19 protein-coding genes are annotated in these 18,484 nt (G+C 72.5%); 12 read left to right on the forward strand and 7 right to left on the reverse strand.

Features of this window, described 5'->3' with window-relative positions; translation table 11 throughout:
• The first annotated feature begins 81 nt into the window (after positions 1-81).
• Positions 82-981 (forward strand): hypothetical protein, encoded by a 900-nt coding sequence (locus ACQPWW_RS18060; protein ID WP_433124085.1) that lies wholly within the window; start codon positions 82-84, stop codon positions 979-981.
• Positions 982-1,096: 115 nt separating this feature from the next.
• Positions 1,097-2,842: a DEAD/DEAH box helicase gene (locus ACQPWW_RS18065; protein ID WP_433124086.1), complete on the forward strand. Its 1,746-nt coding sequence runs from the start codon at positions 1,097-1,099 to the stop codon at positions 2,840-2,842.
• Positions 2,843-2,890: 48 nt separating this feature from the next.
• Here the strand turns inward: ACQPWW_RS18065 and ACQPWW_RS18070 are convergent, their stop codons facing one another.
• Positions 2,891-3,295: a DoxX family protein gene (locus tag ACQPWW_RS18070; RefSeq protein ID WP_433124087.1), complete on the reverse strand. Its 405-nt coding sequence runs from the start codon at positions 3,293-3,295 to the stop codon at positions 2,891-2,893.
• Between the two features lie 131 nt (positions 3,296-3,426).
• A complete protein-coding gene (gene lon, locus ACQPWW_RS18075) occupies positions 3,427-5,757 on the reverse strand; it encodes an endopeptidase La (protein WP_433124089.1) in 2,331 nt (776 codons plus the stop codon).
• Between the two features lie 248 nt (positions 5,758-6,005).
• Here lon and ACQPWW_RS18080 point away from each other — a divergent pair, with 248 nt between their 5' ends.
• On the forward strand, positions 6,006-6,614 hold the full coding sequence (locus tag ACQPWW_RS18080) for a response regulator transcription factor (RefSeq protein WP_433124090.1): 609 nt from the start codon (positions 6,006-6,008) through the stop codon (positions 6,612-6,614).
• Between the two features lie 139 nt (positions 6,615-6,753).
• Positions 6,754-7,101 (forward strand): histone-like nucleoid-structuring protein Lsr2, encoded by a 348-nt coding sequence (locus tag ACQPWW_RS18085; protein ID WP_433124091.1) that lies wholly within the window; start codon positions 6,754-6,756, stop codon positions 7,099-7,101.
• A 126-nt stretch (positions 7,102-7,227) separates the two neighbouring features.
• On the opposite strand, the gene ACQPWW_RS18090 is transcribed toward ACQPWW_RS18085, so the two are convergent.
• Positions 7,228-8,484, reverse strand: coding sequence for a hypothetical protein (locus ACQPWW_RS18090; protein ID WP_433124093.1), 1,257 nt, complete (start codon positions 8,482-8,484; stop codon positions 7,228-7,230).
• A gap of 283 nt (positions 8,485-8,767) precedes the next feature.
• Positions 8,768-9,652, reverse strand: coding sequence for a DUF2726 domain-containing protein (locus ACQPWW_RS18095; RefSeq protein WP_433124094.1), 885 nt, complete (start codon positions 9,650-9,652; stop codon positions 8,768-8,770).
• Between the two features lie 162 nt (positions 9,653-9,814).
• On the opposite strand from ACQPWW_RS18095, the gene ACQPWW_RS18100 reads away from it, so the two are divergent.
• Genes ACQPWW_RS18100 through ACQPWW_RS18115 form a run of 4 tightly spaced genes read left to right on the forward strand, consistent with a single transcriptional unit; the run spans position 9,815 to position 11,403 of the window.
• On the forward strand, positions 9,815-10,006 hold the full coding sequence (locus tag ACQPWW_RS18100; protein ID WP_433124095.1) for a hypothetical protein: 192 nt from the start codon (positions 9,815-9,817) through the stop codon (positions 10,004-10,006).
• Positions 10,003-10,323: an Asp23/Gls24 family envelope stress response protein gene (locus tag ACQPWW_RS18105; RefSeq protein ID WP_433124096.1), complete on the forward strand. Its 321-nt coding sequence runs from the start codon at positions 10,003-10,005 to the stop codon at positions 10,321-10,323. Before ACQPWW_RS18100 ends, ACQPWW_RS18105 begins: the two co-directional genes overlap by 4 nt.
• A 1-nt stretch (position 10,324) precedes the next feature.
• Complete coding sequence (locus ACQPWW_RS18110) at positions 10,325-10,846, forward strand: DUF6286 domain-containing protein (protein WP_433124098.1); 522 nt, start codon at positions 10,325-10,327, stop codon at positions 10,844-10,846.
• Positions 10,843-11,403 carry a hypothetical protein gene (locus ACQPWW_RS18115; protein ID WP_433124099.1) on the forward strand — a complete coding sequence of 187 codons (561 nt, stop codon included), beginning with the start codon at positions 10,843-10,845 and terminating at the stop codon, positions 11,401-11,403. The genes ACQPWW_RS18110 and ACQPWW_RS18115 overlap by 4 nt, the downstream gene beginning before the upstream one ends.
• Positions 11,404-11,419: 16 nt before the next feature.
• Here the strand turns inward: ACQPWW_RS18115 and ACQPWW_RS18120 are convergent, their stop codons facing one another.
• A complete protein-coding gene (locus ACQPWW_RS18120) occupies positions 11,420-12,379 on the reverse strand; it encodes a TerC/Alx family metal homeostasis membrane protein (protein ID WP_433124100.1) in 960 nt (319 codons plus the stop codon).
• Between the two features lie 243 nt (positions 12,380-12,622).
• Between ACQPWW_RS18120 and ACQPWW_RS18125 the strand changes: the two genes are divergently transcribed.
• Together ACQPWW_RS18125 and ACQPWW_RS18130 are read left to right on the forward strand one after the other, a co-directional pair.
• Positions 12,623-13,180 carry a hypothetical protein gene (locus ACQPWW_RS18125; protein ID WP_433124102.1) on the forward strand — a complete coding sequence of 186 codons (558 nt, stop codon included), beginning with the start codon at positions 12,623-12,625 and terminating at the stop codon, positions 13,178-13,180.
• A gap of 247 nt (positions 13,181-13,427) precedes the next feature.
• Complete coding sequence (locus ACQPWW_RS18130) at positions 13,428-13,820, forward strand: FKBP-type peptidyl-prolyl cis-trans isomerase (protein WP_433124103.1); 393 nt, start codon at positions 13,428-13,430, stop codon at positions 13,818-13,820.
• Between the two features lie 77 nt (positions 13,821-13,897).
• On the opposite strand, the gene ACQPWW_RS18135 is transcribed toward ACQPWW_RS18130, so the two are convergent.
• Complete coding sequence (locus tag ACQPWW_RS18135; RefSeq protein WP_433124104.1) at positions 13,898-14,284, reverse strand: STAS domain-containing protein; 387 nt, start codon at positions 14,282-14,284, stop codon at positions 13,898-13,900.
• A 276-nt stretch (positions 14,285-14,560) separates the two neighbouring features.
• Between ACQPWW_RS18135 and ACQPWW_RS18140 the strand changes: the two genes are divergently transcribed.
• Positions 14,561-15,577, forward strand: coding sequence for an SMP-30/gluconolactonase/LRE family protein (locus tag ACQPWW_RS18140; protein ID WP_433124105.1), 1,017 nt, complete (start codon positions 14,561-14,563; stop codon positions 15,575-15,577).
• Between the two features lie 60 nt (positions 15,578-15,637).
• On the opposite strand, the gene ACQPWW_RS18145 is transcribed toward ACQPWW_RS18140, so the two are convergent.
• The gene (locus tag ACQPWW_RS18145; protein WP_433124106.1) at positions 15,638-16,906 is read right to left on the reverse strand and encodes an Ig-like domain-containing protein; all 1,269 of its coding nucleotides are present in this window, start codon (positions 16,904-16,906) and stop codon (positions 15,638-15,640) included.
• 605 nt (positions 16,907-17,511) lie between these two features.
• Here ACQPWW_RS18145 and ACQPWW_RS18150 point away from each other — a divergent pair.
• Positions 17,512-18,462, forward strand: a complete 951-nt coding sequence (locus ACQPWW_RS18150) for a sugar phosphate isomerase/epimerase family protein (RefSeq protein WP_433124107.1) — start codon at positions 17,512-17,514, stop codon at positions 18,460-18,462.
• Positions 18,463-18,484: the final 22 nt, after the last annotated feature.

Consider the following 18,484-nt stretch of genomic DNA (forward strand, 5'->3'; position numbering starts at 1 on the left):
CGGTCGAACCGTGCGGCCCGCACGAACTTCCGGTGACGGACACATCTGCCCCTGCCGCCGCGCCGCCGGCAGGGTCGAGGCATGGACAACACACAGATGTACGCGCAGACCGCACCCGTCGTACCGTCGGCCGCGCCCGTGCCGACCGGCCAGCCGGCACCCCCGGTGCCGGCGGCGACCGGCGGCAGGCGGGGGTGGTGGTGGCACCTCGGCGAGATGGCGGTCGCGATGCTCGTCGGGATGCTGCTGCTCGGCCCGCTGTGGGACGCGGCCGGCACCCTGCTCGGGGTCGGCGCGACGCTGGGTCGCCCGGAGGTGGCCGCGCTGGTGATGGCCACGAACATGACAGTCGGGATGACGGTGTGGATGCGCTACCGGGCGCACCACTGGCGGGGGGTCGGTGAGATGGCCGCCGCGATGTACGTCCCGTTCCTGCTGCTGCTCGTACCATTTCGGGTCGGTCTGCTGGACGGCGACGCCCTGCTGCTCGGCGGCCATCTGCTGATGGTGCCGGCAATGGTGCTTGTCGCTGTGCGCCACCGGCACGAGCCGCCGGTTGCGGTACGTCGACACCCGGCCGTGGTGGCGCTCGCCCGCCGTTGGCCGACCGGGCTGGCGCTGCTGATGACCGTCGACATGTGGCTCGACCCGGGGGTGCTCAGCCCGTGGACGATGCTGGTGCTGCCCGGCGGTTACCTGCTGATCGGCGTGGCCCGCCGGACCCTGCGCGGGCCGGGCGTGCTCGCCACCCAACTCGCCGGCCTGGCCGCCTGGGTCGCCCTGACGCTGGCCGCGGTCACGGTCGGCGGGCGGACGGCCGACTGGCTTGTGGCGTTCGGGTGGCTGGCGCACGCCGGCTGGGACCTGGTACACCACCGCACCGCCCAGGTGGTGCCGCGTGGCTACGCCGAATGGTGTGCGGTGCTCGACACCGCCCTCGCCGCCGTGATGGTCCTGGCGATCCTGACCACCAACACCTGACCGACCCCCACCGACCACCCTCGGCGGGCGGCGGCCGGGGCGCCGGTGGGGGTGTCGGCGGCGGGTTGTGCCGGTCGGCGCAGCGGCCCGGACCGCGTAATGAAAGGCTTGGCGCATGAGTTCCGCACCTGCACAGCACGACGCACCGACCGACGCACCGATTGACGCCACCCCCGGCGGCACCGACGAGGTGAGCGCCTTCACCGAGCTCGGGCTGCGCGCCGAACTGCTGGGCGCGCTCGCCGCCCTCGGGTATGAGGAGCCGACCCCCATCCAGCGGGAGGCGATCCCCCCACTGCTGGAGGGGCGGGACCTGCTCGGTCAGGCGGCCACCGGCACCGGCAAGACGGCGGCGTTCGCGCTGCCGCTGCTGAACCTCATGACGCCCCACCGCCGCGACGGCGACCCGGTGGCGCTGGTGCTGGTGCCGACCCGGGAGCTGGCGGTGCAGGTCTCCGAGGCGTTCCACCGCTACGGCAAGGACCTGGGTGCGCGGGTGCTGCCGATCTACGGTGGGCAGCCGATCGGGCGGCAGTTGCGGGCACTGGACAGCGGCGTCGACGTGGTGGTGGCCACCCCGGGCCGGGCCCTCGACCACATCGCCCGGGGCACCCTGCGCCTCGGTGGGCTGGCCACGGTGGTGCTCGACGAGGCCGACGAGATGCTCGACATGGGCTTCGCCGAGGACATCGAGGCGATCCTGGAGCACGCCCCCGCGCAGCGTCAGACGGTGCTCTTCTCGGCCACCATGCCGTCGCGCATCGACGGGATGGCCCGCCAGCACCTGCGCGAGCCGGTTCGGATCGAGATCGGCCGGGAGCAGACGGTAGCGGGCGAGGCGCCCCGGGTGCGGCAGAGCGCCTACATCGTGACCCGGGCCCACAAGCCGGCCGCGTTGGGCCGGGTGCTGGACGTGGAGTCGCCCACCGCGGCGATCGTGTTCTGCCGCAGCCGGGAGGAGGTCGACCGGCTGACCGAGACGATGAACGGCCGGGGCTACCGCTCCGAGGCGCTGCACGGCGGAATGAGCCAGGAGCAGCGCGACCGGGTGATGGGCCGGCTGCGGGCGGGCACCGCCGACCTGCTTGTCGCCACCGACGTGGCGGCCCGTGGGCTGGACGTCGAGCAGCTCACCCACGTGGTCAACTACGACGTGCCGTCCGCGCCGGAGTCGTACGTGCACCGCATCGGGCGGGTGGGCCGGGCCGGCCGCGAGGGCGTGGCGATCACTCTCGCCGAGCCGCGTGAGCACCGGATGCTCAAGACCATCGAGCGGGTGACCGGTCAGCGGATCACGATCGACAAGATCCCGACCGTGGCCGACATGCGTACCCGCCGGTTGGAGCTGACCCAGGCGGCGCTGCGGGAGAGCCTGCTGGAGGACGACCTCGACCCGTACCGGGTGATCGTGGAGACGCTGACCGACGAGTTCGACCTGATGGAGGTCGCCCTCGCCGCGGTGAAGCTGGCCCACGAGGTGACGTCGCCGGGCTCCGACGACGAGGAGGAGATCCCGCAGGTGCCGGTGCGCGGTCCGCGCGAGGGTCGACCGGAGAGCGGTGGCCGGGGCGGCGACCGGCGGGGCGGGGGCCGGCCTCGTTCGGGCGGCGGCAACACCGTCCAGGTCTTCGTCGGCCTGGGCCGGCGGGCCGGGGTGCGCCCGCAGGATCTGGTGGGCGCGATCACCGGGGAGACCGGGATCCGTGGCCGGGACATCGGCTCGATCGAGATCGCCGACCGGTTCTCGCTGGTGGAGGTGCCGCAGGGGGTGGCCGACGAGGTGATCTCCGGGTTGCGGCAGAGCACGATCAAGGGCCGCAAGGCCACCGTGCGCCGCGACCGCGGGGGCGACGAGCGCTGAGCAAGCCGCCGGCGACCGCCGGGGTACGACGGTCGCCGGCGCCGCGGATCAGAAGGAGTACGGGCCGAAGCGGCCCCAGGCCACCACGGCGGCGAGCACGAGCAGCACCGCGCAGGTGATCGCGCCCTGGATCTCGGTGCGACGCCCCTCCCGCGTGTCCTGCTTCTTCAGGTCGCGCAGGTGCACGCGGATGCCGCCGACCATGACGACGACCAGCCCGACGGCGGCCAGCGGGGTGAGCACCGTGGCGACGCCGGTGAGCGGGGGCAGCACCAGTCCGACCGCGGCCAGCAGCTCGACCGCGCCGAGCGCCTTGACCTGGGTCGGCGGGACCGGGTCCACCCACCGCATCAGCTCACGCAGCTTGTCCTTGGGCTGGGTCAGTTTGGCCAGTCCAGCGCCGGCGAAGACGGCGGCGAGCAGGATCTGGATGATCCAGAGCACCAGGTTCACGGGGGTTCCTCCAGGGGACCGCCTCGCGGCGGAGAGGTGGTTGACGCTTCAGGCGGCACAGTAGACCTCTGCCCGCGTACCACAGGACCCCCGCCGGCTGCGAAGCCGGCGGGGGTCCTTGTGGTTGATGGTCAGACCGTGAAGAGCGCCGGACCGTCCAGCGCCTCGACGTCGGCCGGGCGCAGCGCCAGGGCGAGCACGTCGGCCACGTCGGCCAGGGTGTGCACGGTCAGCGCCTCGCGCACCTCGGTCGGCAGGTCGTCCAGGTCGGGCTCGTTGCGCGCCGGGATGATCACCTCGGTGAGGCCGGCCCGGTGTGCGGCGAGCAGCTTCTGCTTCACCCCACCGATCGGCAGCACCCGACCGGAGAGCGTCACCTCGCCGGTCATCCCGAACTCCGGGCGGACCGGACGACCGGTGACAAGCGACGCCAGGGCCGTGACCATGGTGATGCCGGCGCTCGGGCCGTCCTTGGGCACCGCGCCCGCCGGGACGTGCAGGTGGATCCGCCGTCCCGCCAGGGCGTTCGGGTCGATGCCGAGCCGCCGCCCGTTGGAGCGCAGGTACGACAGCGCGATGTGCGCCGACTCCTTCATCACGTCGCCGAGCTGGCCGGTCAGGGTCAGCCCCGGCTCGCCCTCCATGCTTGTCGCCTCGATGAAGAGCACGTCCCCACCGGCGCCGGTGACGGCGAGGCCGGTCGCCACGCCGGGCACGGCGGTGCGCTCGGCCGACTCCGGGGTGAACTTCGGCCGCCCCAGGTAGCCGGTGAGGTTGTCGGTGTCGACGCGTACCGCTGTCGGGTCGGTCGCCAGCGTCACCGCCACCTTGCGCAGGATCTTGGCCAGCGCACGCTCGAGCTGCCGGACTCCGGCCTCCCGGGTGTACTCCCCCGCGATCAGCGCGAGAGCGTCGTCGGCGACGCTCACCTCGTCGGCGGTCAGCCCGGCCCGATCCCGCTGCCGGGGCAGCAGGTGGTCGCGGGCGATGGCGACCTTCTCGTCCTCGGTGTAGCCGTCCAGCGTGACCAGCTCCATCCGGTCCAGCAGCGGGCCGGGGATGGACTCCACCACGTTGGCGGTGGCCAGGAACAGCACGTCGGACAGGTCCAGGTCGACCTCCAGGTAGTGGTCCCGGAAGGTGTGGTTCTGGGCCGGGTCGAGCACCTCCAGCAGGGCGGCGGCCGGGTCGCCGGCGTAGCCGGCGGAGACCTTGTCCACCTCGTCGAGGAGCACGACCGGGTTCATCGAGCCGGCCTCGCGCAGCGCGCGGACGATCCGGCCGGGCAGCGCGCCCACGTAGGTGCGCCGGTGACCGCGGATCTCCGCCTCGTCGCGGACGCCGCCGAGCGAGACCCGGACGAAGTTGCGCCCGAGTGCCCGCGCCACGGACTCGCCGAGGCTGGTCTTGCCCACTCCGGGAGGACCGGCGAGGGCGAGGACAGCGCCGGAGCCGCGACCGCCGACCACGCCGAGGTTGCGCTCGGCGCGCCGGTTGCGCACGGCCAGGTACTCCAGGATGCGGTCCTTCACGTCGGCCAGGCCGGCGTGGTCGGCGTCGAGCACCGCCCGGGCCGCGGCCAGGTCGGTGTTGTCCTCGGTACGTGTGCCCCACGGCATTTCCAGCACCGTGTCGAGCCAGGTGCGGATCCAGCCCGCCTCCGGTGAGGCGTCACTGGCCCGTTCCAGCTTGCCGACCTCGCGCATGGCCGCCTCACGGACCTTGTCCGGCAGCTCGGCGGCCTCGACCCGGGACCGGTAGTCGGCCGAGCCGTCCGGCTCGTCCTCGCCCAGTTCCTTGCGGATCGCGGCGAGCTGCTGGCGCAGCAGGAACTCCCGCTGGGACTTCTCCAGCCCCTCGCGGACGTCACTGTTGATCTGCTCGGTGACCTCCTGCTCGGCCAGGTAGTCCTTCACCCAGCCGACAAGCAGCTCCAACCGGGCGGTGACGTCCGGCGCGGCGAGCAGTTCGGTCTTCTGGTCCAGGGTCAACCAGGGCGCGTAGCCGGCCGAGTCGGCCAGCTCGGACAGGTCGGTCATCCGCTCCACCGCGTCGATGACCTGCCAGGCGCCCCGTTGCTGAAGCACGGAGGTCACCAGGGCGCGGTACTCGCGGGCGAGTTCCCGGGCGCGGCCGGCGGGAGCGGGTTCGTCAAGTTCAGTCGCCTCGACCCAGAGTGCGGCGCCGGGGCCGGGCACGCCGGAGCCGATCCGGGCCCGGGACAGGCCACGGATGACGGCGGCGGGCTCGCCCTCGGGCAGCCGGCCGACCTTCTCGATGGTGGCGACGACGCCGACCGGGCCGTACTCGCCGTCGATCCGTGGCACGGCCAGCAGCTTGCGATCGCCGGTCGCCCGCGCCGCGTCGATCGCGGCCTGGGTGGTCGGGTCGAGGGTCACCGGGATGACCATGCCGGGCAGCAGCACGGCGTCGGTCAGGGGAAGTACCGGAAGAGTTGCCATCGAACACCTGCTATCGCGTTGAGTTGAGCGTGTCTCACTCAAGTAACAAAGCGTTCCCCTTGTTCCGGACTGTGACCCAGACCACTTCACCCAGGCTCCGATCGGGCCGGGTGCGGCGCGATCCTCGCAACAGACCCCGCAGACCGTGGCGTGCCCGCATCCCCTCGTTCGGTGCGTACCCGCATGATCGGTACCCGCTGGGGAACGGCGCAGACATGCCGGGAGCCTCCACCATTCGACTCGTCGTCGTGGACGATCACCCCCTCTTCGTCCGCGGGCTGGAGTTGCTGCTTCCGATCACCACCGACGGTCGGGCCGAGGTGGTCGCCTCGACCGGAGACGCCGCCACCGCGGCCGCGCTGACCAGTCGTTGCCGGCCCGACCTGGCCCTTGTCGACCTGCACATGCCGGCGCCCGGCGGCATCCGGGCGGTGGCCGCGATCAGACGGACCACCCCACGGGTACGCGTGGTCGCGATGTCCGGTGCCGTGGACCCCGCGCCGGCCCTGGCGGCGCTGCGGGCCGGCGCCGAGGGGTTCCTGCCGAAGACCAGCGAACCGGAGGAACTGCTGCCCCCGCTGCTGGCGATCCTCGACGGCTGGGCGGTGCTCCCCGCCGAGTTGCTGCGTGCCATGCTGCGGCCCATGCACTCCCCGTCGGTCGACCTGGACGGCGAGGAACGGCGGCTGCTGCGCGCGATCGCCGCCGGCCGCAAGACCGTCGACATCGCCGAAGAACTGCACGTCTCGGAACGGACGGTGAAACGGATGACCGCCGCGTTGCTGCGCAGGCTGCGGGTGTCCAACCGGTCGGAGGCCGCCGCCGTGGCCGGGCACAGCGGCCTCCTCGACCATTGAGGCTCCGTCAACGCACCGATTCACGATTTTTCTCGGTACGGAATCACGACGCGCCGAATGGGACGCATATTGTTGCGGATTACCGGGGTGATAGGTCAGACTTTGGACACATCCCGCCGCACACAGGGAGTAATCGGCAATGGCGAGAAAAGTAATCACGGTCCTGACCGACGACCTCGACGGCGGCAAGGCCGACCGGACGGTCGAGTTCAGTCTCGACGGAGTGGCCTACACGATCGACGTCTCGGACGAAAATGCCGGCGTCTTGCGCAAGGCACTGGATCCGTACATCAATGCGGGTCGGCGGATCGGGCGCGGTCCGGTGGAGAGCACCCGATCGGTCCGGAGGCCGGGGCGACCCACCGGCGCCGGAATGGATCGGGAGCAGAACCGGGCCATCCGGGAATGGGCCGTCAAGAACGGCTACAAGATTTCCGAGCGGGGCCGGATCCCGGTTGAGGTCGTCGAGGCCTACAAGGCGCGCTGACACGCGAGTTGCCGACGGGGTCCCGCTGCGACGGCGGGGCCCCGTCGGATTGTCTCGGCGGGAACCGGCGGTGGCCGGCCATCCGGGTTGTCACCCGGGTGACCGGCCACCGCCGGTTGAGATGAATCAGTTGACGTCGATGCGTACCGAGTCGAAGGCGGGGGTCTGGTTGGCCCGCTCCATCATCGGCAGGCGGTGCGAGCCATCACCGGCCCAGACGGAGCACTGCGCGGTTCCCGACTCCGGCAGGCCCGGAATCTGAATCGTCACCTCGTCGGGCTGGGCACCACCGCGGCCGTCCTCGGTCGCGACGAAGAAGGCGGGCACCTCCTGCGGCTCCGGCGGGGTGGTCAGGCTGTCCAGCATCCGGCACGCGGTGTGGAAGTGACCCCGGACCAGGCCCTGGGCGTTGAGCAGCGAGCTCTCCACGTAGTAGCCGCCCTGACCGGCGGCCAGGAAGCGGTCCCGGACCAGGTTGCGGGTGCTGACCCGGAGGGTGAACGCCTGGTTGCGCCCCACCTGGTCGGGGAACTGGGTGATCAGCAGGGACGGGTTGTTTGCGGCGGCGCCGACCTCACCGAACTCGGTGCTCACGCAGCGGTTGCCGATCTGGAAACCGTCGTGCGCCTGGAGCCGGCTCTCGTCGCAGTCGTTGGCCAGCACGCCGAGCCCGGCACCGGGGGCGTTCCCACCGGTGTTGCCGCCGCCGTTGTTGCCACCGCCGGGGGTGGTGGTGGGCGTGCTGCTGCCGCCGTTGTTGCCGCCCGTGTTGCCGGTCGGCTGGACCTGGCAGTCGGCGAGCTGCGCGAGACCCTGCGGCCGGGGCCCGACCCGGTCGATCGCGGCCGTGATCCGGTCCAGCACCGCGCGCCGCTTGTCCCGCAGCGGCTGCAGGATCGCGTTGCGGATGAACGCCTCACCCTTGTTGCCCTCGGCGGCCAACCGGCGGTCCGCCTCGGCGATCTGGGCCTGCAACTGGGCGAGACCGCGGTCCACCTCGGCCCGCGCCTGAGCCGGCACCTGCGGCAACTTCGCCGTCACATCCGGACAGGCGATGGCCGTGCCGGTGCCCACCGTGCCGTCCTTGCCGTCCTCGCACTCGGGAACGGACTGCTGCCCGTCACCCCAGTGATTACGCACCCACCGACCGTTCTGCCAGGTCCGGCTGGTCGAGGCGGCGCCGGCCGGCGCCGTCGAACCCGGGCTCGGCTCCACGCACTGCCCGGCAGCCGGACGCGGCTTATTTGTCCGCCGGTCCTGGGCCGACGAAATCTGGGTCACGGCGACGACTCCGCCGAAGACCACGAGCGTGCCGACAACGGCCAGCAGACGCTTGCTCCGCGCGTTGCCGGATGACCGGCGCGCCCGTGTGGACCTGCGCATCGAATTGCTCTCCTTCTCGATCCGGTAGTGGATTCCTGCCCTCGGCGGACCGACGGATGTGAGATGGCACGCCACGGCGGTGAGCACCGTGACCTACCCGGGTAATGCGTCGATGGCCGACGATGCCCTTTCCGCACCGTCTCCCGCGCCCGATGGACGCGGATGGGGAGATCCTGTTCATTCGCGCAGGAGTACGGGACGGCGACCGGGAAGGTTCAACCGTCGCGCAGGAAATTGCCGATCCGGATCCGGAGCCGGTGTCAGCAGGGAGAACGGGCGCCGGTCAGTCGGCGCAGAGGTGGTCGAAGGCGAACCCGCCGACCAGTTCGTCGCGGCGCCGACTCAGCGCGACGATCTGTGCGGTCAACTCGGCGCGCGGCAGCAGGTCCGTGCCCATGTTCGCCCGCAGCCGCTCCCCCACCGCGACGGTGGCGAGATCCTCGGCCAGTTGGGCCAGGTCGACGCCGCAGGAGAAGCGGTGCGCGGTCACCGAGACCCGCTCGAGGAGGCACGCGTCGGGGCGGACCTGCACCCAACTCCACCCCTGCGCCGGCCCGTCGGCCCAACGCACGTGCAGCCCCCGCACGATCGGGTCGGCCACCTGTCCCGCCACGTACGCCTCGACCGCCGCCGCGCGGGTCAGCGCACCCAGGTCGTTGACCGGCCCGGTCCGGCCGTCCGGCAGCCGACCGAGGATGTCCCGGAAGCCCACCGGGGCCGGCTCGTCGTCCCCACCGGCGGTCACCCCGGCAGCGCCCGCCGCGTAGGCGCGCGCGTCGATCACGTACTCCACGAGACGCCGGCCGTGCTCGGCGGCCCGCAACGTCGACGACCCGATCCGCAGCACGGGCAGGCCGGCGGCGGCGCTCACCGCGTCGGTGAGTCGCTCGACGCGCTGCTGCGCCGAGCCGGCGGACGCCACCGGACCGATCTCCACGGCGACGATCGCCCGGCCGGTGTCGGCGGCGCAGACCACGAAGTCGAAGCTGGCACGGCTGGCCGAACTCCACTGACTGCCGGTGACCCCGGGCGGGCGACCCTGGACCAGATCGCTGAGCCGGCGGGCCCGATGGACCCGGTGGCCGGCGCGACTGAGCAGGGGCTCGGGCCCACCGTCGGCGGGCAGCGCCCGCAGCCAGCCGGGGTTGTCGCTGCCGATGCTCGTCATCTGCCTGATCCATCCGCCGGTCGGTCGAGCCGGGCCGAGTCTAGGTGGTCGATCATGGCACTCCGAGTTCCGATGTGACCGGGATCACAGACGGCTGACGTTCCAGGGACGGCCGGCGGGTGTATCCAGCGACCGCCGGTACCGGACCGGCCGGAGGTGACCATGTCGCGACAGCAGTTCGGCTTCCTCGCCGGGTTTCTCGCCGTGGCGGTCTGGGCACTCGCCGGCATCGGCGTGGCCGCCCTCGCCCTGCTCGCGGGCCTGCTCGGCTGGCTGGTGGTCCGGGTGCTCGACGGCGACCTCACGGTGACCGGCCTCGGCGACCGCCACCCCGACCCGCGGCGACGCCGATGACCATCCGCTCCGCCGACGCCGCGCAGGTCGCGCGGATCGCGGTCCAGGCGGCCAGCCTGGTGCCGGGCGTGTCCGTCGTCCGTCCGGCGGCGGTCCGCCTGGACGACCGGTCCGTCGGACTCGACCTGCACCTGATCACCTGGTACGGCCACAGCGTGCCCGCCATCGCCGAGGCGGTCCGGGCGGTGGTCGCCGACCGGGTGGCCGCCACCACCGGGCTCCGCGTGGCGATGGTGACCGTCACCGTGGACGACCTGCTCGTCCCGGGCGTCGACGTCTCCGCCGCCCCCGCGACAGTGCCCGCCGAGGGCGGCTGAGATGCGCAGCGTCAACCGGGTCGCCTCACTGCTGCTGGCCACCGCCCTGCTCGCCGGCGGGGCGCTGGTGGCCGTCCAGGCACTGCTCCTCGCCCTGAACCGGCCGACGCCGCTGGACACCACCGGCTGGCTCGACGCCCTGAGCGGCACCCGGTGGCGCGACCCGACCGTCCAGGCGGTGGCCGGCGGCACCGTCCTGCTGGGCCTGGCCATCCTGGTGGCCCAACTGCTCCCCTGGACGCCGGTGCGGTTGCGCACCGACGAACGCGACGGCTGGCACCTGCACCGGCGCAGCGTGGAGCGGCGACTGGCGGACGCCGCCGGCGCGGTGCCGGGCGTACGCCGCGCCCGGGTCCGGGTCCGCCGGCGCGGCGGCCAGTGGCGCCCCCGGGTGCGCGCGACCGGTGACCCGGCGGCCCGGGCGGAGATCGAGTACGCGGTGCACCAGGAGTTGTACCGGCTCACCGCGCCCCGCCCCGGCCACATCGACGTCCGGCTACAGCCCCGTCGGCGCCCGGCATGACCAACGCGGGGCACCGCCTGTTGTGGACCATCATCGCGCTGGTGCTGGTGGCGGGCGGGGCAGCGGCGCTGGCGGCCGGCCACGGCAACCTGCCCGGCGTCGATCCACAGGCGGTGGTGCTCAGCACCGGACTGCTGGAGCGGTGGCGGACGGCCGCGCCGTGGAGCACAGTGGCCGCGGCGGTCGGCGGGGCGCTGCTCGCCCTGGCCGGGCAGCGCCTGCTGACCCGGGAGGTGCGGCGACCCGGCGGTACGCTGCGCGGCACCCTGAGCCACCCCGGGCGACGACCGGGCCGTACCCGGCTGGCCGCCGACGTCCTCACCGACGCGCTGGTCCGCGACCTGACCGGCAACCCCGGGGTACGCCGGGCCCGCGTGGTGCTCACCGGCGAGCCGCCGCACCCCGACGTGTGGATCCGGGTGGACCTGACGGCCGACGCGACGGCCGCAGGCGTCCGCGACCACGTTCGCTGCGCCGTCCGCCGGTTCGCGGCGACGACCGACTGCCAGCCGGCGCACCTGGACGTGACCGCCCACATCGAGCCGGGCCGGCCCTGACCCGCGCGGGTGCGGCTCAGCCGTCGTCGCCGGGGCGGCGCGCGGCCACGACGCTCGCCCCGATGCAGACCGCCAGGGTCAGCACCACCACCGCGAGGGTCGACCAGACCGGCAGCTTGCCCACCGGCGTCTCGGCGAGGATGAGCTTCAGCCCCGCGAAGCCGAGCAGCAGCGCGAGACCGTAGCGCAGGTAGCCGAACTGGCGCAGCAGGCCGGCGAGGCAGAAGTAGAGGCTGCGCAGCCCCAGTACGGCGAACGCGGTGGCCGTCCAGACCAGGAAGGTGTTCGTGGTGATGGCGAGGATCGCCGCCACCGAGTCGATGGCGAAGACCACGTCGGTGGCCTCGATGGCGACGAGCGCCACCAACAGCAACGTCGCCACCCGCCGGCCGGCCACCCGGGCGGTGAACCGGTCGTTGTGGTACCGGGCGTCGGTGGGCACCAGCTTTCGGAACAGCCGGACCACGACGTTGCGGTCGGGGTCGACGTCCGGCTTTCCGCGTACGGCCAGTCGCCAGCCGGTCCAGATCAGGAAGGCGCCAAGCGCGAACCCGGCCCAGGTGAGCCGGTCCAGCAGCTCGGCGCCGGCGAAGATGAACAGCAGGCGGAAGACGAGCGCCCCGACGACGCCCCAGAACAGCACCTTGTGCTGGTAACCCGAGGGCACCCGGAAGTAGCCGAAGAGCAGGGCGAAGACGAACACGTTGTCCACCGACAGCGCCTTCTCCAACAGGTAGCCGGAGAAGTACGCGATGGCCGGGTCGCCGCCGAGGCCCCACCAGAGGACCAACCCGAACAGCAGGCCCGCGCCGATCCAGACACCGCTCCACAGCAACGCCTCGCGGAGCTCGATGATGTGGTTGTCCCGGTGCAGGAGCACGTCCACGGCGAGCATGACGGCGATCAGCGCGCCGGCCGCCGCCCAGGCCCACAGCGGCACCGTGACCGTCGCCTCAGCCACCGACGCCCTCCGCATCGACAACGGCCACCGCCCGACACCTCGATCGCCGGCTGAGTCGAGCCTAGGCGAACGGCCCCGCCCACACCGTGGCTCCGGTGAAGTCGGCGCCCGCCGACGGTCGTCGTGAGGGTCGCCGGACCGGGCCGGAGGGGGTCCAATGCCCCGGGCCGCCCTGGTCTGTCGGCCCTGCCGCCACCGGCGGGACAGGCGTCCACTGGACATGTCACCGGCAAGCGCGGTGCGAAGCGGAGAAGGGACGTGGAGACCATGGTCACGACGATCGAGCGGGTCACCGACACGCACACGGCACCGACGACCGGCACGACGCGGGAGCGGGCTGCCCGGTACATCCTGGCCGGCACCCGGCTCGCGCTCGGCTGGATCTTCCTCTGGGCGTTCGTCGACAAGATGTTCGGCCTCGGGATGGCCACCGAGTCGAAGAGCGCCTGGATCAACGGGGGCAGCCCCACCAAGGGCTTCCTGACCTTCGGTGTGTCGGGTCCGTTCACGGACGTCTACACCGGGATCGCCGGCGCGGCCTGGGCGGACTGGCTCTTCATGGCCGGTCTGGCCGGAATCGGGGTCGCCCTGCTGCTCGGCATCGGCATGCGGGTCGCCGCCGTGGCCGGTGGGCTGCTGCTGGTGCTGATGTGGACCGCCGTCCTGCCTCCGGAGAACAATCCGTTCATGGACGACCACCTGGTCTACGCGGCGGTGCTGGCGGTCCTCGCGCTGCTGAACGCCGGTGACACCTGGGGCCTCGGCCGGCCGTGGGCGAAGCTGCCGATCGTGCGGCGGGTCCCCTGGCTCCGCTGAACCACAACGCACCCCCTCGGCGGGCGTCCCCCACGGCGACGCCCGCCGACCCGCGCCGCATGTCCGCACCGGGTCCCCGGCCGCACTCGCCGATCCTGCGGCCACGGCGTCCGTATCGACCACCGGACGTGCACGATCAGACGAGGACTGACCGGGCGGGCGGCGGGTCTGCCGCACATCGGTGGTGGGTGATCCGGCAGGATCGAGGTGACCGGACACATCAACCGACACGGCAGGAGATCCCCGCATGAACCAGGCAGCAGGCGCCCGATCCGGCAAGCCCGAGGTGGGTCCGATCGAGGGTGCGCCGCCGGCCGACCTCGTGATCGAGGACATCACCGTGGGCGAGGGACCGCAGGCCGAACCGGGCCAGCTGGCCAGCGTGCACTACGTCGGCGTATCGCACTCCACCGGCGGCGAGTTCGACTCGTCCTGGAACCGGGGCGAGGCGTTCGAGTTCCCGCTCGGCGGCGGTCAGGTCATCGCCGGCTGGGACCAGGGCGTCGTCGGCATGCGCGTCGGCGGCCGTCGCCGGCTCACCATCCCGCCACACCTGGGGTACGGCGACCGCGGTGCGGCCGGCGTCATCAAGCCGGGCGAGACGCTCGTCTTCGTCGTCGACCTGCTCGGCGTGCGCTGACCGATGCTCGGGGGTCGTCGGCGCGCGCCGGCGGCCCCGCGGCGGACCCGGGTCGCGTGGGCCTCTCGGGGCCGGGTTCAGGCGGCCAGTTGCAGGTGCGCCGGCTCGACGGCCGGGCGACGGGCAGCCTCGACAACCCGGGTCGGCTCCAGAATCGGCATCACCCGGTGCAGGCCGGTGGCGCGCAGCACCCGGGCCACGACCGGGCTCGGGTCGACAAGGACCAGTGCGCCACCACAGGCCCGAACGCGCAGGTGCGCGGCGAGCAGGGTGCGGACGCCGGCGGCGGAGAGCAGCCGCAGCCCGGACAGGTCCACCTGGAGCACCGGACGGGCCGGCACGGACCACAGCGCGGACCGGAACGCGGCCACCGTGGCGATGTCGACCTCGCCGGCCACCCGCACGAGGACCATCTGGTCACTCACGCTGACCTGCACGTCCAGCCGGTCGCTCCGCTCTCCCATGCCGAGAAATCTAGCCGCACCCCCCGACAGTTTCGGCCTCTCGCGGAGTGATTCCGGGTACGCCCAGGGTCTTACCCCGAGGTGCCCCCTCTCCCCCTCGGGGTGCAGGCCGGAGCCTCGCTCCTCGCCGAGCATCCGACCGCCGACCGCCGGGCCGGACCGTGATCGACTCCGGGTTGGTGACATCGGGGTGTCCGCGGCAGCGGGACACCCCGACGTCACGGATCCTGTGTTGATCATGGGCGTCGGTCGGCGTCGGCGGTGGAGAATAGGCCGATGCTGATCCCTCGGCCCCGGCCGCCCCGGTTGATTCGTCCCGTCCGCGAGCCGACCACCGTACCGCCGGCGTTCGCCGGAGCCTGGGCGCCGACGGACCGCAGGCTCGACCAGGCCGAGCTGCTGCCGCTTCCCGACGGGGCCGTGGGCCCGGAGGACGTGCTCGTCGACGACGCCGGCCGGGTGATCAGTGGCGACGAGGACGGCCGGCTCTGGTGCTGGCCGGTCGACGCGCCGGTCGGCACCCACCCCCGACTGCTGGCCGAGACCGGCGGCCGACCGCTCGGCATCGAGGTGGACGCCTCCGGCGAGGCCCTCATCGTCTGCGACGCGTACCGCGGGTTGCTGCGGGTGACACCCGACGGCACGGTACGCGAACTCACCGGGACGACGCCCCTGGTGCACCTGGCCAACAACGCCACGGTGGCCCGCGACGGCACCATCTACTTCACCGACTCCTCCGACCGGTTCCCGGTCTCGCACTGGAAGCGGGACCTGCTGGAGCATCGCCCCAACGGTCGGGTGCTGGCCCACCATCCGGGCAGCGGTCGCACCGAGGTGGTGGCCGACGGGCTGTACTTTCCCAACGGGATCGCGCTGACCCCGGACGAGTCGGCGCTGATGCTCGTGGAGACCAGCACCCACCGCCTGCTCCGCGTCGACCTGGGCGGCGGCGTCCGGGTGCTCGCCGACCTGCCCGCGTACCCGGACAATCTCTCCGCCGTCGGCGACGGGACGTACTGGATCGCGTTGCCCAGCCCACGGGTGCCGATCGCCGAGCGGCTGCTGCCGCACCCGCGACTGCGTCAGATCGCCGCGTTGCTGCCCGACGCGTTGCAGCCGCAGCCGCGCCGCTACGGGCTCGTCGCGCTTGTCGACGGCGACGGCGGGGTCCACCGGACGCTGCACGGCCCGACCGGGCGGTATCAGATGATCACCGGGGTACGCCAGCACGGCGATCACCTCTGGCTGGGCAGCCTGGTCGGGCCAGGGGTGGCCCGCGTACCGCTTGCTTGAAACGCCCGGCGGGCCGGCCCGCCGTGGTGGCGGGCCGGCCCGGGTGTCGGCGCCAGCGCCTCAGCGACCGGTGACCGAGGGCGCCGGGGCCGGCGAACCGCCGGCCACCGCGCCCGGGTGCGCCGGGGCGGGCGGCGCGGGCTTGAGCCCGGGCGCCACCGGCAGGGCGCTGCCCCGGACGAACTCGTCCCAGCTCACGTTCCACGCGGTCCAGCCGTTGCCCGGCTGCAACTCCACCTCGGTGCCCTTGACGGTGATCAGGTCACCGACCTGCGTCACCCCCATCAACCAGTCGGCCGCTGCCGCGGAGACGTTCGCGCAGCCGTGCGAGACGTTGGTGGAGCCCTGGTCGCCCTCCGACCACGGCGCGGAGTGGATGAACTCGCCACCCCAGGTGTAGCGCTGGGCGTCGTCGACGTCGACCACGTAGCCACCGTTCGGCTCACCCCGGGTGTCGAAGGTGGTCCGCTCGTGCTTTTCCATGATCACCATCTTGCCGCTGGAGCTCGGCGTGCTCGGCTTGCCCAGGCTGACCGGGATCCGGCGAATCTGCTTGCCGTCCCGCAGCACCGTCATCTGCTTGGTGGCGTTGTCGACCTCCAGCGAAAGCTGGCGTCCAATCTTGGAGGTCGCGGTCCGCTCGGCGTCGCCGACCCGGTCCTTGCCGATCGGCAGGCCCTCCAGCCCGGCCCGGACACTGATCGTGGTCCCCGGCTTCCAGAAATCCGGCGCCCGGTAATAGACCTGACTGCCGTCCTCGAGCCACGACCAGGCGCCCGGCTGCGGAGGATTCGTCTTCACGAACAACCGCCGCTGAACATCTGCTCTGGCCTCTTTCGGAATTGCCGGGTCGAACGCGACGGTTACCGGCATCGCCGTGCCGTACGTCCGATTGCCCACGAAATAGAGGGTGCTGGTGATCTGCGGTTTGGTGGATTTGGCCATGGTGGTGAACGTGCTGGTGCGGGTGGTGGTGGCGCCGGAGTCCCCGGTCGCGGTCACCTCGGCGGTGTACGTCCGCCGCGGTTGCAGCGGCGCCGTCGGCACCCAACCCGAGCCGTCGTCGCGCGGCTCGGCGCCGACCTGCTTGCCCTTGTCGTCGGTGAGGCGTACACCGGTGACCCGCCCACCCTTGACCACGGTGCCCACCTCGGCGCTGACCGGGACGTCCCGGGCCTTGTCCGTCGGTGTCACGGCGAGGTCCGGGCCGGCGACGTGGTCCTTGGCCGAACCATTCGCCGGGTCCCGCTCGGCGGTGCAGCCACCCAGGATGAGTGGTGCGGCTGCGATGGTTACCGCCAACAGCGTCAATCGCCGCCTAGACGTCATGTTCAGTCCCCCCGTTTTCGACTGCCCTCCGCCACATTCTCACCCGCTCAGCAGGGAGTATCCGCGGTATTTCGAAATAATCGTCCGCGCATTTACCGACGCAATTTGCCGACGATGTTCCACTTGGCGGATGAGGCGTTCAACCGACCCGTGTCGTGCCCTCTGCTCCGCTTGAGCGACGCCACCCCGGCTGTCCGGATGACGGGCGTCTGGCCGCGGCTCGCCCCGGTCGGCCTGTTCGCCCCGGCACGTCCGCGCCCGGCTCGGCGAGCGGGAAGGAGGAGGTCACGGCGGGGGGCGCACCTCGGGGGCGGACTTTTGTCGACTGAAGCGAAACTTCTGCCGAACGCGACGAAGCTTTGCCTTCGTCCGGGGGCAAGGGTAAGGTCACGATCTAGATAGAGGGTTGCCCATTCGTCGATCAGCTTGCCGCCACCCCTGCCGGGTCGCCGTGTTCCGCCCCCGACGGGGGCCGGGCCGCACCGGCCGCGCCGTCCTCACCGTCCAGCCGGAGCCCGCCTCCGGCCGGTTCGGCGCGCCCGGGTGACGGCAGCCAGGTCGACCGCCGCCGACGGCGTACCTGCCGTCAGGAAGGGACCACCACCATGGATCAACAGCTCAACCGACCGACACCGGCGTCCGAGCCGATCAGCCGGCGCGGAGTGCTGCGCGCCGCGACCGTCTCCGCCGCCGCCGTCGGCACCGCCGGGCTGCTCGCCGGCCCGGCCACCGCCGCACCCGCCGGGCAGTCCCAGGGCCGGCGTCGGGTGCCGGTCGACCGGATCAGCATCCAGCTCTACACCCTGCGCGACCAGCTCGCCGCCGACCTGCCCGGCACCCTGGACGCGCTGCGCCGGATCGGCTACCGGCGGGTGGAGCACGCCGGCTTCGTCGGACGCACCGCCGCGCAGTTCCGGGCCGCGCTCGACGAGGCCGGGTTGCGGGCCACCTCCGGGCACACCGGCATCCCGCAGCCCTTCGACGCCGCCACCTGGGAGCAGTCCCTCGCCGACGCCAACGTCGTGGGCTGCAAGAAGATCGTCCACCCGTACTTCGGTCGGGACGCCAGCGGTCAGGCGATCCGGGACCCCAACGTCTACCGGGCCCTGGCACGCGACCTGAACAAGGCCGGCCGGCTGGCCGAACGTGCCGGGCTCGACTTCGGCTACCACAACCACCAGCTGGAGTTCGTGCCGTTGACCGACGGCTCGACCGGCTTCGAGATCCTCACCGGGCAGACCGACCCGCGCCTGGTGCACTTCGAGCTCGACCTCTACTGGACCTGGCGGGGCGCGCACGACCCGGTCGACGTGTTCCGGGCCAACCGCGGCCGGATCCGCCAGGTGCACGTCAAGGACCTCGACGTCGAGGGCGGTTTCGCCGACCTCGGCGACGGCGTCATCGACTTCGGCCGCATCTTCGCCAACGAGCGGGAGGCCGGCATCGAGGAGTACATCGTGGAGCGCGACGACGCGGGCACCGCGCCGCGCTCCCCCGCCGACGCCCTGGACACCGCCCGGGTCGGCTTCGACTACCTCGCCTCACTCCGGTACTGAAACACCTCGGGGGACAGTTTTG

The sequence above is a fragment of the Micromonospora sp. CA-240977 genome, assembly GCF_050942285.1.
Taxonomy (GTDB): Bacteria; Actinomycetota; Actinomycetes; order Mycobacteriales; family Micromonosporaceae; genus Micromonospora.